We start from the raw sequence: 16,548 nt of genomic DNA on the forward strand, positions 1-16,548 counted from the left end.
TCATTATTTCCAGGGCATAACGTAATTTATGAAAGTATGCTCTGGGATACATCGCTGCTTTTCACAAATCAAGACAAATGCGATGTGCTTTTTCTTCTTATCGGCAAGGTGATTTTCTATTCCACGGCAGCGTGAATTGTCCAGGTGACCTTACCTGCCAGCGGATCGGAGACCAGATGGAACTGCTGGCCGTCTGAGGTCAATTCCAGTCGATGCAGTTTCTGATCTGACGGCAGACAGACCAAGCCCTGGGCGGATTTGCTGTCGGCGGTGTAAGTTACCAGTTCCAGAGCAGACCAGTCCATAAAGGCCGTCGATTGAGCCAGTTTGATGTGCGGGATAGCCGCTCCGTCCCGAATCAGAATCACCACCGGAACCGAGCCGGCTTCAATGTGGTTCCAGCCGGCGGTAAACACTTTGCCGCTCTGGTAGTCAATCCATTTGCCCGGGGGCAAATAGACATCGCGAGCGGGACTGTTTTCCAGAAGCGGCGCCACCAGCATATCCGATCCGAAAAGATATTGGTCATCGACCAGCCATGAACCGGGGTCATTGGGGTATTCGACAAACAAGGCCCTGACCATGGGCAGGCCGCGTTCGCTGCAGTCTTTAGCCTGGGCATAGATATAGGGCATGAGCCGATACCGCATCTGGTCGGCTTTGCGGAAGGTGTTGAGGAAATCGTCGCTGTATTCCCACGGCTCTTTGGGGGGAGCACCATGGCTGCGTGCATGGGAGCAAAGCATACCGAAGGCCATCCAGCGGCGGTAAATATCTTCGGGAGACGTTTTGACAAATCCGCCCATGTCATGGGACCAGAATGAAAAACCGCATAAGCCCAGCGACAATCCGGCACGAAGTGTGGAAGCCATCGCAGAATTGGTATTGGCCGCATCCCCGCCCCAGTGCAGAGGATACCGCTGGCTTCCGGCCCAGGCACTTCGGGCCCAGATGATGGTGTCACCGGTGACTTTTTGGGTAATTTCCGCGACGGCCCTGTTGTAACGCAGCGGATACAAATTATGCTCATAAAAACCGGTTCTGCCGGATGCATAGAGGCCGTTGGCAGGTGCGGCTTCGCCGAAATCCACCTTGATCACGCTGACGCCCTGCCTGAGCAGGCCGGCGATTTTATCCTGATACCACTGAATGGCTGCGGGATTAGAAAAATCCAAAACCGCATCTTCGTACGGCAGGTTGCCTTTGCGGTCGCGGACAAACAGACCTTTTTCGATAATTTCGGGAAACAGAGAGTTTTTGGGCACAAAATAGGGCAATTGCCACAGGCAGACACGCAACCCCTGGTCTTTGAGGTCGGCGATCATTTGGGCCGGATTTTCAAAACGGGAGGGGGAGAACTGGTAATCACACCGCCAGTCGGTCTCGAACCAGCCGGTATCAAAATGAATCACGTCGCTGGGAATCTGATTCTGGCGGAGTTTCTGGGCGACGGTACGGCCTTCTTTTTCGGAAAAATAAGTGATCCGGCTCATCCAGAAACCAAACGACCACAGCGGAGGCATGGCGGCTCGGCCGGTAAGGGCGGTATATTCACTGAGAATGTCTTTGGGGGCCCCCAAAAAGAAAAACAGGTCCAGTTGGTCATCGCCAATCATCATGGTATTCACGCTATTGTAGTATTTGCCGAAATCACAGGTAATGGGGGTAGAGGTGTGCATGAAGACGCCGTAACCGCGGCTGCTCATGTAAAACGGAATAGGTTTATACATGGTTTCGTTCTGGACGCCATTGGAATCATCGGTATAGAGAACCACCCGCTGGCCCCGTTTGTTGAACGCGGTAAAGGATTCACCGCAGCCGAATATTTTCTCATTGGCAGACAGGCGAAAAACGGCAGCAAAACTGGTAGAGTAGTCTGACGCCCTGCGTACAAAGCAAAACGGCAGCAAGGGAGTAAAGGTTTCGCTGCTATCCTGCATGTGGATTGAATGGGTCAGGACTCGCCCCTGCGCATCGCGTACTTCGATATGAAACGGAGACGGCGTAAGGGTCACAGAGCCGAAACTGCTGGTATAACGGTGCATCCCCTGGACGGTCTGGTATTTCCAGCCGGTGCGGTCCTGTTGGACTGTACCGTTGACCAGCATCAAAGACGGTTCATCAGATTTGACCTGAAACCGGGAGACGGCCCGGATACGGAAGGTACGAGGCGAGATAAATTCAATCGCAAAGGGCAGTTCAGGGGATGCGGCATATTCGATGGAGGGGAATTCGTTGGCCTGAACAGGACTCAGGGCCCCCAGCATATTGTCAAAGGCCTGCCGGGCGGTGTACTCGTGCCGCAGGTAGCAGAGTTTGCCCCGGCCGGTGGCAGGATCGAAATCGACAAGCTTGTCGGCACAGTAATAAGTGTTGACAAAGCTGCGAAAGTCGGCACTGATATCAATCATTTCATTCAGCAGGCGGGTGTTTTCATCCGGGGCATAGACGGGCATCTGGGCACGGGTGGGTACAGAGACAAACACACTGAGCAGGAGGTAGATGAAACACGCTATGCGACTTCCTTTTTGGGTCATGGCAGTCTCCCTTGGTCTTATTCCTCAAAATCTGACTCAGGGATATTATAGTACTGACCGCAAGCAAAGAGCAACCAAAAAAATCGCATGGCAAATCAGGATACTCCAGGCGGATGGGTCGAATGGGTTCTGTTGCAAAACAAGCCCTCCCGGGGACAAACCCGGGAAACCGCCCCGGCTTTCATTACCCTATGACATCGCCAAACGGACACACATCAACACTCTACGCATCCCCTCTGTCACTGCACTGCGTAAACAGGTAAAGAGTACATAGGATTCCGATTTTGAATCCAGGGCTGTATTAATACCCCGGAGACGGGGCAGCAGCATGCCAGCTGTGCGGATCGTTACCGCTTGCAGCAGAATTCCAAGACACCCGTTCCAGCGACTTGCCCAGACCGTCGGCCTGAACCGGCCAGGGGGAATACGTGCCATAGTAGATTTCATCCACCTGAACCCAGGAAACCGGATCTCCGATCGCATCGGGCGCCTGCGGCCGTTCGAGAGCCAACCGTTCGCCGCCATTGGACAACGCCCCCTCATACGGCCCAAAAATGTTTACTCCGGGCGTCAGCGAGGTTGTACCATAAGCCGTCTTAAAGGCTTCCAGACGGACGGAATCCGCCGGATCAAAGGGAACCACAAGCAGCCGATGGCCGGCAGCCAGCGATACTCCGGCCGGAAAGACGTACGACACAGCATTGTCCAGCCGCCAGGAGCCGTCTGCATTGGCCAGCAGGATCGATGCACCCGTAGGGTTATACAGTTCAATGTATTCTTCGTGAGTCGAACCTTCCAGCGGATGATACATCAGCTCTGAAATCTTCACATCCTGAATGGGAGTCTGATTGGCAGCCTGTCGGGATGGCGGCATAGTAAACCAGTAATCGCCACCATCGGGATAACGACCCAGCGAAACGCCATTTTCCTGCCCTTTAAAGCGGATGCAATCGACAATGCGGTCCTGGCTGGTGCCGGGCAGATAGGACAGGAAGACCTGCTCGCCGGCCTTATCCAGACCAAAGCCCTGGGTAATGGGATTGTGGAAACCGCTGACTTCATCGTAGCCGATACGTCCGCCGGCAGCCAGCGTCGATGCGGGTAACGGCCATTTTTTAAGCTGATCAATATCGTCTGACAGATACCAGTGACCATTGATCGCAACCGGGGAATCCGACACATTGAACAGCTCGATATAGTCATTGGAATCATAGTCAGGGCGATCCGGATCTGAATAGTCCGTATGAGCAATCACCTCATTGAGCCGAACATCAACAATGGCAGCGGGGTCATCCTGGCCCGGAGAACCATGACGGTAGGTGCTGGCACGCCAGTTCCCGCCGTAGTTGAGCGTTCCGAAGGGCTGATCTTCGAGGGCATAATCCTTAACGACCAGAGAGTGCCCACCGCCGTCGGCAGCAGCCGGCCAGCCGAGGCCGTCATTGAAGGCAAACTGCACAATGGTACCATTCCAGAAATCGCTAACAAGCAGAGTTTCACCGGCGTTGGAGAGCCTGCCTGAATACTGACCTGCTATCCGATCCGAAACCCCCGTGCCGTAACGAGACTCAAAAGCAGTCTTGTTCTTAACGACCAGAACATACTGGCCTGCACCCAGCATGCGCAAGCCTTCCGGAGCTGTGGCAAAATCAAAGCTAATCCCGTCGCTTAGGGTAACGGTACTCAGGGATATCGCAGTCGAGCCGATGTTTTTAAGCTCGATGAATTCGTATTCCTGGCTGTCATAAGCACCAGCGCTATCCGGTGCGGGATTATACATCAATTCCGTAATGCGGAGCGAATCAAGGACTCCCCCGGCCAGGGGCTGCCCGGCGACGAATTCCACCGGATTGGACCAATGGCTCCAGCGGCCGGTGTTGTCTTTCATGCGGCAGCGGACTCGGTAAGTCCGGTCGGGCTTGACAACACTGCCGGGGATGGCCACCGTGCTGCTGAAGGAAGTCAGCTCATCGCTTTCCCAGACAGCATCGATTTCATACTTGCCCGGAGTCACGCGATAGGCATAAGAGGGTTCATAGAAGGGATCAGGACCAATCTGTGGGGCCAGTTCCGCTGTCAGACTGACATCAATCGAAAAATCTGAGCTGGCGGGGCTGGACTGAATGGCCTGAACCGCAATCGTATTGGTCCCATTGACCAGATAAGTGTACGGGGCCTTCAAAACGACCGTCTCATAGCTGGCTGCTTCATGATTGGTGGCAATCGCCTGGTTGTAGGCGATAAAGCCATCCGGACAATACGGCCGGCTGACTTCGGTGCCATTAATCCAGATGATGCAGCCATCGTCCACATACACATGCAGTGTCAGGTTTTGAATTCGGCTGACATCAGAGATATCAAAGGTATTTCTGAGGTACACCGTATAATACGATTTAAGCATATCAGCTAAAATGGTATTATCATCATTATCCCCCATGCCGATACTGGTCTGGCCCGTCGCCCAGTCCTTGTCATTAAAGCCAGGCTCACGCCAGCTTTCCACCGGCCAGGACGGCTCCGCAGTCCCCTTGAAGTATTTCCAGCTGATCTGCGGAGCAATCAGCGTAATCGGGGTCGGTTCGGTACTCCCGCCCCCGGCGGTAATGGTCGGCAGCGGCTGTTTGCTGAAGGGACGCACTTCGGCAATCCGCCATTTCATCGCAGCAAATGTTCCCGCTCCCTGCGGATCGCTGAAAGCCGACGTCTGGAACCGCAGATCATTGGTCGGATAGCCGGCTGAACCAATATACGACACCGTGGGTTTATTCGGAATGGAAGCATCCATCGCCTCAGCAGTTAATGCCTTGACGCCATAGCTGTAGCCGTTGTTGTACCCGGTCGGAGAAAGAACCGTTTTATAATAGGTCAGCATCCCCGCCCAGTCCTGAGTCCCTCCATACGCACTGGTCAGGAATTCATTATTGGCATACCACAGCCCTTTCTTGCTGATGCGCGGATGATAATCCCACATCGCACGTTCGGCCTCAATAAACGATTTGGCTGGGTCAGCATCGCTGATCACGGCGGCGATTTCATCAACCACCTGACCAACCTGCTCGGGATTGAACAGCAAATCCAGCAGCTCGCGGCATCGATTCTGATACTCAATATTGGCTTCGGTGTAGCTGAGCACATATTTCCAGTGCTCCCAGTCCGTATAGTGCGTGCCCCACTCGAACGTCAGATCAAGGTCCCAGGGCAGCATCACCCACTTGCCCAGAACAGGATTCCTGTAATAGATGCAGTTGGCTTCGGGTCTTCGGTCCGAATCATTAATCGCAATACCTGTCGCCTTGGAACTGTAATAGGTCTTCAGATCGGTATTGGCCTGCCACCAGGACAGGGGTTGATAGGGTTCGGTCTTGTTATATCCGGTCGAAGCGCTCACAAAGGAAGCGATATCCGAGTTATCCTTGACTTGTGTGGCACCCTGATTTTTCTTATCATAGCCGCTGTCCATGCGATAGAGATTGCCATCCGGCAGACCACGTTCGTCGAGAAAGGCACCATCCGGATTTTCAATAGCCAGATACAGCCCCCAGAAATCACCAACGTATTGTGTAGAGCCGGTTTCTTCTGCGGCATCGATAATGCGGAACTGGAAATAATGGGTATTGCTGGCGGGAACGCCGGCCATGTTGTAGAGACGATAGCCCAGTGTTTCATTCAGGAACAGCCCGCCTGCCCCCTGATTCCAGGTACCGGGATGCGGATACTGCCACCACGGACAGCCGCCCATACCGACATTCATCTTGTCCCATTTTTCGGCGTATTGATTGCCATAGTTATCCCGAGCCTGGAAGTAATGACCCCGGTTAAAGTCGAATTTCCATTTATTTTTCCCCCAATTGAAGGTCGAGGCTTGTCCGCGAATACGGTAGTGAATGTTGTCATAGACTTTGCCGTCATAGACCAGCGTCCCGCCGAAATGATACTGAGTATCATCCCAGGAACTATTATACTGACAGGTCAGGACATCCGTTTCCCTCGCAATCAGATGATAGACCGGCAGCGACCGCATCACAACCGGATCGAAATCCTTCACCACATTCAGGGGAGCACTGCCGCCCGGATTGATTGCACCGCTCCAGGCGGGCACCCCATCATAAACAAAATAGGCAAAGTTGGGCTGCGGGTCATCGGCATACGGAACACGCAGGCTCAAACCGGTCTTATCCGTCACCGTAATGCGATAGCGAATCAGACGCCGATGCACCTGCACCGAAGCGGGCAGCTGCACGGTATAAATATCATCCCCGGCCGCAACATCCCCATTTTGTCCGTTATCGAGCATGGCCACTGTCGTCCAGTTGGCGGCGTTTTCATAGTCCGGATTCGGAACCGTCGGAGTGGCGGTATTGAGATTGGGCAGCGTAATGGGGATATAGCTGCCCGGATTCACCACTTGATAACGCAGATTGACCGAAGCCACGCCATCCGGATCCGTTACCCTGGCGGTAATCGTTACAACCTGCCCGCCTTTGGGCTGCTCGGGCAAATGGGCCACTTGCCTAATCTGCGGGGGACAATTCTCTGCAAAAACAGCCACGTTCATATCCCCGGGGGTTGGATAAGCGCTGCGCCAGCTTCCGGCCAGATTATTGTCAAGCTTGGGATGAATCAGCTGGATCGAATGGCCAGTTCCTCCGGGGGCCACATCCGGCACTGCATCGCCAACCGTCGGCCAGGGAAAGCCCAATTGATAATCGACCCGATCAATAGTCTTTCCCCTGGCGTCGCATAACTCTATATTTTCGCCTTCATTATTGAGCGAACCCGAAAATGGCCCCATCACCAGATGGGCCGGAGTACCGTATTTCTGGGTCAGGGTCACCGGACTATACGCCAGACTCGGATCCTCAGCAACCACCAGATAGGTTTCTGCCGGAAAAATCGTGCCCTGCGGGAAGGTATAATCCACCCCGTCACAGAAACGCCAGCCGGAAATATCCACATCAAACGGACCGGTATTATACAATTCAATGAATTCAACCAGATCGGTTTTGAGGTCCGGATTGTAGTGGATTTCATTGATGACAATCGTAGATTCCCCACGCTGCTGCCAGTTGGATGAAATCACCGCCATATCCGACAGATTCACACCATCCTGACCGACCAGGTCCGCACAGGTAGTGGGAAATCCATCGCAGCCAAACGGATCCAGCCATTGCTCAGCCATCAGCAGAAGATCCGCCAGCCCGACAACACAATCACCGCTCAGATCCCCGTCCGGACAAACATCCATGCGTTGACGCGTGGAAAACTGCCAGACATCACCCTCGACAGCAAGCTGACCATCAACATATTCATCCACACGCCAATAATAGGTCGTCAATTCATAGGGAGTCGGATAATTCGGATACATCGGGGTTGTCACTTCCCCCTGATAGGACAGCGGAAACTGTCTGCCGGCATACACTTTGAAGGATGTTGCCCAACTGTCGCCTGTCCATGTCAGATTCTTGTCCGTCATTGGCAGATTAATCGCCCCGTTTGCGGGGGTTGGATTTGAAGTCTTGCCCCCGATGGTAAAGGTCCAGACATCGCCCTTGATAATCGTGCCTTCCACAATCGTATCGACTCGCCAGTAATAGGGAGTCATATAATCCAGAATACCGGGATTAAACGGCGGATGAACATTCGTCCATGTGGGATTGGACGCAACATCGGGATTAGGACCAAAATAAAGATTATAAGTCGCATTTTCCAGAGGAGGCTCCTGCCAGCTCAATTCGAGGCTCGGGCGGACACGGACTGCGCCGTTGGCCGGGAAGGGAGTATTGCAAAGAACCGCGGCCCTGATTTGGACATGATCAATATACATCTGGCTGTCAATTGTCCCCATGCTTTTAAATTCAAGCCATAAGGCATCCGTTGTTGAACGGCCGGTCCCTGTAGTCAAAAAAACATGGCTTTCGAGGGTTGCGACATCCTGCCCGCCAAAATCGGGGGTTATGATCACACTGTCAATCATGGTCGCCCCAATAGCCGTCAGTGACACGCCATCAGCAGCGCTGGCCACGGTGCCGCCAGCCCAGAGGGCAATTCGCATCGGGAAAGCCGCCTTGCCGGCTCGTTTCCCAAAAAGAAAAATCACTTCGCACCCCATATTTTCCGACCAGGTCCCGACCTGCTGGTAAATTAAACCCGTATTGGGATTCGGGGCATTCCCTATAAACCCCGCCCAGATATTGCCATAGGGTGTCAGAGGAAGGCCATTACCGGCCGGGCCGGTGGTATATTCCACCCAGCCGCTGATGTCATGCCAGTTGTTGAACGTATAAGTCACAGCTCCCGGCGCGAGGGGGTTATCTTCAAAGCTGGCGTTTTGGAGCGGCGGTTCAAATAACCCGCCCCAGGCCGTTACATAACAAAACAATAAAGTAACAACTGCAAGATAAAACGGCCGATGGATATTCATATTCATCTTTTTTCCTCTGTGCAGAAAACAATGAATTTGTCCTGCCGGACTATATCTCGATAAATGCCCCCTCATGAATACGTCAAAATGACCTCTGAAGTTGACCGGAAAAACACAAAACCAGGAAAATCACGCCCAAATACGATCATCCATTATTTATGGGTTATGCATCCGAATCCAGCTTTATATTTTCCAGCTCATTTCAACTGAGCACGAGAGTATCAACCACGCACTTTTTTTGCTTGTTAACTTGCAACAAGCAACGTGGGGCATAATTTCCTGAACAGATTAGCAAATACTAACCTGACGTTTCCTCTTTGATAGATGCACACTCCCCCTTCCCTACCCCCACCTCTGAGCAGCCCTCCTGTAATATCAACTCATATCAACAAGCAAAGCCGCAAAAGACTGGAAAGCCCCAAGAGTTCAGGGCTTTCCAGTCCCGTTGAATTCACAAATGCGATACCATGTATTTTACATCCTGGTTAGGGGATGCAGGTCGGCACGATATTGCAATCGAGCCAGGCGTTCGCAAACGGCACAAAATCATACAGATTGACGCGGCAATCGCGGAATGCATCGCCAATGCCATCCGGGCCGGCCACATCATATTCCGGATTTTCAACGCAGACTTCGGCACCCGGATTGAAATCCGTGTACAGCACTGCAACCGTAACCGGATCAATCGCATAACTCCAGATGCGAACGTCATCAAGCTGGCCGATATAAGGCGAAATCCTGCTTGTCGATACTTCTTCCCCGAAAATCAGGGCTCTGGGATTCGTCTCCACCGCAGCGGTATTGGTAGCCTGTCCCTTCAGAACACCATCCACATAGACCTTACCCACTTGGGTAGCCGCATCATAGGTTCCGACGACCAGATGCCATTTGTTGTCATCCACATCGGTACCTGATCCCAGATCATTGAATGACTGACGCAGAGTAGATACTGCCTGGCCTGCAGACTGATGGCTCAGAATAAAGCCTTTCCAGCTGGCTCCGTCTTCGCGCTGCTGCTTGGCCACAAAGGCACCCCAGTCAGCACCGGTTTTTTCCTGCATATTCACCCAGGCACTGACGGTATAACCACGCGGATAGAAATTGAAGAAGTCCACGCTGTTGTTGATCGTAACAATATCATCTGTACCGCCAAAGAACTGCAATGCGCTGCCGTCTTTGCCAACGACATAGTTCGGATCGGCAGAGACGCCGTCGTGAGCGGGTGCACCGGCTATCACTTCATCAACCGAATCCGTCAAATCACCGTCAAGTTTCCACCAGCCAACCAGGCGTTTAGTCAGAAGCTGAGCCGAAGTCGAAGTGGCAGGCTGATTCAGACTGTTATCAGCCACGCAATAATAGAAGCCTTCATCGGCCACCTGAACATCCAGAATGGTCAGGGTATCGGTATTCTGGCCTGTATACAGAGCCGGGGCTGCCGTCAGGGCAACTCCATCTTTGTACCATTGATAGGTGGCGATATTGATGCCCTTCACCGAAAACTGCACTTGTGCTGTACCCGCCGGGACCGTCATACTGACCGGGTTGGTTTCGATGCGTGGTGAAGGCGGCTGGGTGGTAAACCACCATGTATCGCCTGTATGAACAATCGGAGATCCCGCCAGATTAGGCTCCAGAGCATCCACTCTCCAGTAGTATTTCATACTGTTGGCCAGATCGGGATCATAGAAGAAATCAGCCGAATCAGTCGTGGTGGTTTTGACCAGAGGCAGATTCACTGAATTGGGATCGGTCCCGAAATAGACCTTATAGGTTACGCCCAGACCGCCGACCTGGGGAACCTGTTTCCAGCTCAACACCTGGCTGAGCGGAACTTCCTTGCCAACCGCAGGATCAGGATCATAACCCAGGAACGGATCCAGTTCCTGAATTACCACACCGGAAAGCGAACCTCGCTGAGACCCATTTCTCGGTAACCCTCTGATGGTCAGGGTTGCCCCAGAGGTTTCAATCGTCCAATAATTGCCGACCTTGACACCTGGCTCAATTTTGGTCCAATACGCACCATTGGCCGTAAAGTTGCGATCCGCTCGGCCATAGGCCTGTGCGGTCGTGGCATCCGTTCCGCCCAGAACCCAGACACCGTTGACCTCAAAATTCCGCATGGTGACAATATATGGCGAGGTATTCTGGTTCGTATCTGACGCATACATACCATATACGCGATACCGGGCATACGGGATATTGGTAAAGATCACCTGGACGCCATACGGACTGGTGGTCACGCCGTCATCCAGATAGCCGACAGACAGCTTGGCCTCGTCGCTGCCGGTACCTTCACCGGTATACCACGTATTCGAGCTTCTCCAGGAAACATTCACGCCCGTGGCAGCGCCGGTATCATCGATCAGATTGGACATCGAGTTGGTTGCCCAGGGAGTACCTACCGCGGAATTGTGATTCCAGTAAACACCATCTGTTCCGATCGGGCCAATCGGAGTTCCTCCAGCCAGGATCTGGTTGGTTGCGTTTTCGACAAAATTCATCGAAATAGACGCCGCAGACGCCTGCAGGGACATCACCGTCATCGTCGCCAACACAGCGACCCATAGACATTTGCTTGCTTTACTCATAACACCTCTCCTAAACAATAACATGATTTGAATGAACCATTACTCTTTTTACAATGTGTTATCACTGCCTCTTATTTAAGACCAACACGGCCCTCCTTTCTGACAGGACAGAGTCATTCATATGCCACTAACACTTCTGCATCAAAGCAGCGATTGATGGATTTGTAAAAGAACTCAGATTAGGGACGTTGCTGCCAGACCGGCTCCAGTTCCAAAGCCGGATCGCCAAAGAAGGTCCAGTCACCACCATTGCTGTCTCCGCCATCGGTTGACACAAGCGTTAAAAATCGATCGTGGTCATCAATGTCCACCTCGATATTCGTATAATGACTGGTCTGGTTATAGATTAAATGTTCCTGTCGTCGCTTTTGACCATCTATCAGAACCCACATGTCCGCTTTAACATTTTGCTGAATTACGGTGTCTGACATACCACACAAGGCCGTAAAACGACGGATGCGCACACCGGGAATCGATGCCCGGATGGCATCCAAATCAAACGTAATCCCCGTATTGGAGTGCATCATAATACCCGGATGCATCGGTACGCCGAACTGGATTCCGCCCAGACGAACCAGATGGAGATCAAGAGCCTCCCCGCCGGCATTCCCACCGATACTGGCAACCGGCTTATTGGTAATCTCAATCCAATAACAGCCGTCCGTTGCTGGACACTGGTCAAAAAGGTGCCCCTGTGATGTGACAATCTGCGGAGCATCCCCTCCAAAAGGCACAAACACCCCATCAATGAAGGGGTTTTCGGGAACCGGAAAATACTGTGAACGCCCCAGCTTTCGATTCACCAGCAGCAAATCCTTGACGATCTTGCCGGAGATAGGTTCTATCCCGACACAGTCCTGGCCTGTCCCAAAACCATTGCCCCCCCCGACAATATCGGCTAAATCTAAACGTTTGCCCGGCTGGCCGAATGTCGGCTTTGCGGGCAGATGCCGAACATAGGACGACGGCAGCGCCGGCATCACTTCCGGCATAAGCTGACCGGTTTCGCTGACACGACCGGCCAGACCTTTGGTCAGCTTCATAAGCCCTGCAAATCGAATCGGATCCGAACCACTTCGCAGTTCCACTCTGCCTTCAAAGACATGGGCTTCCGTATGCCCGGCGGCATCCGCTGTAACGCCGAATTCCGTCCCGTAATCCACCACGGTGGCCGCTGCAGTACGAACCACAAATCCAACCGCAGAAGGTGGAATCACTGCGGATAATTTCCCGCTGCTCAGATAGATCTGATTATAATCTTCAATATCGATCCGGGTCGGAGACTGCAGGATAATCCGGGCCTGGTTATCGAACGTAATTTCCGCAAATCCTTCCAGCAGATTCAATGTGGAATGCGTATACAGGCGGTTGTTGTCTTTGGAAAGGCCGGGTGTTTCGCTCCATACCGCCTGGCTGCTGCCGGTCAGAGTGGCCACGGCATCCCGGCTCTGTCGGGGATGGGTCACCACAAATGCAATCATCAACAGCAGCGCTGCCGTGGAGACAATCGCCGTATAGAGTGCCACACGCGACACATTCTGCCTGCGAGCGGCTATCTCAAGCGGGGTATTCAGCGAGGGCAAAGGCTCTGCTTTTTCCAGATGAATTGCCTCGGCAGTGCGCTCGTTTTCCGCCAGCGCCATCCAGAGGGCCGACTGACCAATCTCTTCGGCTGAATAGACTGAACAGCAGGCATTATCACAGAGAGTAACTTCGCCGGGCTTGAGAATGCCGGCACACAGCGTCATAAAATCAAGATAATAATCAAGCGACTCCGGATCACGCCGCAGACACTCCGATAGTTCGGCGAATTCCTGGTCGGTGATAACGCCATCTATCTCCTTGAGAATCAGCTCGTCCAGTTCGATGGGTCTATCCTGCGGCATTACTCGTCTCCCTCGGCAATCAATTTCTGCCGAACACATCGAAGCAGCATTTTATGAATCCGAGCCATGGTCTTATAGAGTCCATGTACCGGACGCCCCAGCATCTGAGCCAGCTTTTGCGGAGACATTCCCTCTTCATAACGCAAATACAATAGCCGGCGATTCTGCTCGGTCATTCCGGAAATACATTTGCGTAAGGCATGTATTTTCAGAGAAGCACTATCCAGAACCTGTTCAGCCCTGGCATCTATCAGGTCCACCAGATCGCCACCAAATTTCAACCGGCTATTCTGGGTTCGATTATGCAATTTGAGAATCTTATAACGAGCCACCTGAACACCCCAAGCCCCGAAATTAGTTCCGGGTTTGTATTCGTCAAAATTTTTCCACATCCAAGATGCCGTCTCCTGCATCAGGTCCTCGGCATCAGACCGATTGGGGACAAACATAAGAATAAACGTGAAAATACGACGCTGATTGGATAAAAACAAACTGATAAAGTCGTCTTTGCTTGACTTTTCACGATCATTCCCATCGAACTGAAGGGATGTTTCTTTCATGTAATCAACACCCTGCCGTTTGTTTATCTATCTATCGCATCACTGAAATTATGTACATGCCCTTGCTTCACTATTTTTCCTACTGCTAAATACCCTTCGAGGTTAAAATTACCCCGGAAATTTTTATTTTTGTTAACAATTAAATAATAGTCGATTTATTCTATCTTGGTTTAGGCATTATTTCAAAAAAACGTGTTTGCACTCCGATGCTCTACGTGCATGCCCCTGCGTGTATCTTATTTTATGTAATCTGATTCAAGGCATCAAGTCCAAGAAGTGTTTATGTGACCAGTATTATGGAATGCATTATGAAATTATGGGACATTCAACGTGATAAGCCGTTTTCTAACTCCCCAAATACCGCTCCTTGCGACATTCAAAATGCATAGCAAAGCCTGACTTGGGATTTTAATCCCGACAAACAAGAGCGGAAACTTTTTTCGACTCCCATGACTGATGAGTCATCCGGTCAATCCCAATCATCAGGGCCAGCAGGAGATAACACGCTGGAACCAGATAGAATGCCAGCCCCAGACTGCCGCTTAAATTCCCGATATACCCCATCAGCCAGGTAAAGAATGCACATCCGGGAATGCCCGAACAGGACAGTAGAATAAATATCATGGTCTTATCTGCATCGGGCAGGCAATCGGTGCAATAGCTCTGAATACTGGGCCAGAAGGGAGCCGTAGCAAATCCGGCCAGAAACAGCAGGATAAAGAAAAGCCCCAAATGATTCAGCATGGGAAAACACAGCGTAATGAGAGTCCCTCCCATCGCAGAGATGACGACCAGCCTGCTAAGCTGATGCTGTCGGATAAAATAAGCCCAGAGGGTTCTGCCCAAGATCATGCCTGCAGCAAAAACAGCGGTTCCGACAGCACCAGACCAGGCTGTAGCCGAAAAATGTAATTGGATATAGCTGGCCGACCAGAACGTCAGACAGATTTCTCCACCGCCAGCAACAAACATCGCCGCAAAAAACAGCCAGAATCGTCGAATCCCAAGAATCGTCATTGCCTGACGATGAACCACAGACCAGTGCAACGGCTCAGGATGTTCGGGGCAGGGATACTTGTTTGGCGGCACCAGCAGCATTGCCGCTGGAAGGAGGGCAGCGAAGGCAACTGATGCCATCATCACCCGCCAGGACACCCCAACAGACAACAGCCATCCAAACAAAAGAACCGTAAACAGAAGTCCAATCGGCCAGAAGGCGTGAGCAAAATTCAAATATCGTCCCGGCTGGTCCGGGTGCAAGTCCTGCACAAATGGTGTTGCCAGTCCCTCAATAGCCCCTTCGCCAATTCCAGTAACCATCAAGGCAAAAAATAAAATGCCGTAATTGGATGCCCAAGCCGATAATCCAAGACCAATTGCAGTCAGCAACAGCGACACCCCAAAAACACGGCGTTTACCCCACCGGCCGGCCATAAATCCGCACAACAGCATAAAAATCAAAATCATCCCTGCACGGCCAATGGATAACGCCCCGCCGGCACTGAGCCCCCCTTCTTCCAGCGTAAATTTCAGCTCACGAGCCAGCGATACCAGGACAATGGGAAGGACTATCGATCCGGAAGCGTAAACAAAATAACCCAGGAAAACGGCGTAATCATACCATCCAAACACCAGTTTTCGGGAGTGCGTCATGACCTCATACTCCCGGAGACCTCCGGAAACCAGACCAGGCAGCCCTTATAAGTTGGACTCCACATAGCGAACCGCATTGGTGAAGATCGTCATCCCATCCGGCATGCCTTCTTTCTGCTTTGCCGTCAGCCGTGTCCATCGGGGATGCTGTGTCCAGCGGACAAACCGTTCCGGATGCGGCATCATTCCCATCACCCGGCCTGTCGAATCGGTCAATGCGGCGATATCGTCGGTAGAACCGTTGGGATTAATGGGGAATGGGCCGGGCTTGCCGTGTTCATCGACATACCGAAAAGCCACATGGCCGTTGGCGATAATGCGTTCGAGAGTCTGCGAGTCTTTGACAAGAATCTTGCCTTCGCCGTGGGCCACCGGGATATACAGGCGCCGGGCGGGATCCAGAAATACGCAGCGGTTGGTGCCGGGCTGCAGATAAACCCAGCGATCCTCATATTTGCCGCTGTCATTGTCAGTCAGCGTGGCGGGCATATCCGTCAGGCTCGGCTGGGCTTTACCGTCAAGATCGGGCAGCAGACCGGTTTTAATCAAGACCTGAAAACCGTTGCAGATGCCCAGAATCAGCTTGCCCTGTTCAATAAACCGATGCAGCGGCTCGGCCAGGTGATGCACAACCTGGTTGGCCAGCACTTTGCCGGCAGCGACATCATCGCCGTAGCTGAATCCGCCGGGGAAAACCAGAATATCAAACCCATCCAGCAGGGACGGCTTTTCAATCAACCGGTTGATATGAATACGCTCGCCCGCGGCTCCGGCCAGTTCAAAGGCCACCTGGGTTTCGAGGTCACAATTCACTCCTGCCGCACGCAACACTAATACTTTTGCCTGTTTCATCGTTTATTTTCTGCCTGAAAGCTAATCTTTTGATTGAAATTCCTT

The 16,548-nt window shown here is 52.3% G+C and carries 7 protein-coding genes; all 7 read right to left on the bottom strand.

Annotation, left to right across the window (positions count from 1 at the left end; genetic code table 11):
* Nucleotides 1-116: 116 nt before the first annotated feature.
* The 7 genes from ACQ9LF_RS07680 to purQ all read right to left on the bottom strand — a co-directional run bounded on the left by ACQ9LF_RS07680 (nucleotide 117) and on the right by purQ (nucleotide 16,503).
* Nucleotides 117-2,537, bottom strand: coding sequence for a glycoside hydrolase family 31 protein (locus ACQ9LF_RS07680; RefSeq protein WP_462488803.1), 2,421 nt, complete (start codon nucleotides 2,535-2,537; stop codon nucleotides 117-119).
* A gap of 301 nt (nucleotides 2,538-2,838) precedes the next feature.
* Entirely contained in the window at nucleotides 2,839-8,964 is a 6,126-nt protein-coding gene (locus ACQ9LF_RS07685) for a lamin tail domain-containing protein (protein WP_462488804.1), read from the bottom strand.
* Nucleotides 8,965-9,443: 479 nt separating this feature from the next.
* Entirely contained in the window at nucleotides 9,444-11,552 is a 2,109-nt protein-coding gene (locus ACQ9LF_RS07690) for a LamG-like jellyroll fold domain-containing protein (protein ID WP_462488805.1), read from the bottom strand.
* Between the two features lie 179 nt (nucleotides 11,553-11,731).
* The gene (locus tag ACQ9LF_RS07695) at nucleotides 11,732-13,438 is read right to left on the bottom strand and encodes an NPCBM/NEW2 domain-containing protein (RefSeq protein WP_462488806.1); all 1,707 of its coding nucleotides are present in this window, start codon (nucleotides 13,436-13,438) and stop codon (nucleotides 11,732-11,734) included.
* Nucleotides 13,438-13,998, bottom strand: coding sequence for a sigma-70 family RNA polymerase sigma factor (locus ACQ9LF_RS07700; protein WP_462488807.1), 561 nt, complete (start codon nucleotides 13,996-13,998; stop codon nucleotides 13,438-13,440). Before ACQ9LF_RS07700 ends, ACQ9LF_RS07695 begins: the two co-directional genes overlap by 1 nt.
* 408 nt (nucleotides 13,999-14,406) lie before the next feature.
* Nucleotides 14,407-15,651 (bottom strand): MFS transporter, encoded by a 1,245-nt coding sequence (locus tag ACQ9LF_RS07705; RefSeq protein WP_462488808.1) that lies wholly within the window; start codon nucleotides 15,649-15,651, stop codon nucleotides 14,407-14,409.
* A 45-nt stretch (nucleotides 15,652-15,696) separates the two neighbouring features.
* Complete coding sequence (gene purQ, locus ACQ9LF_RS07710; protein ID WP_462488809.1) at nucleotides 15,697-16,503, bottom strand: phosphoribosylformylglycinamidine synthase I; 807 nt, start codon at nucleotides 16,501-16,503, stop codon at nucleotides 15,697-15,699.
* Nucleotides 16,504-16,548 lie beyond the last annotated feature (45 nt).

It is taken from the genome of Anaeroglomus insulsum (assembly GCF_050689095.1).
In the GTDB taxonomy this organism is placed as follows: domain Bacteria; phylum Planctomycetota; class Phycisphaerae; order Sedimentisphaerales; family Anaerohalosphaeraceae; genus Anaeroglomus; species Anaeroglomus insulsum.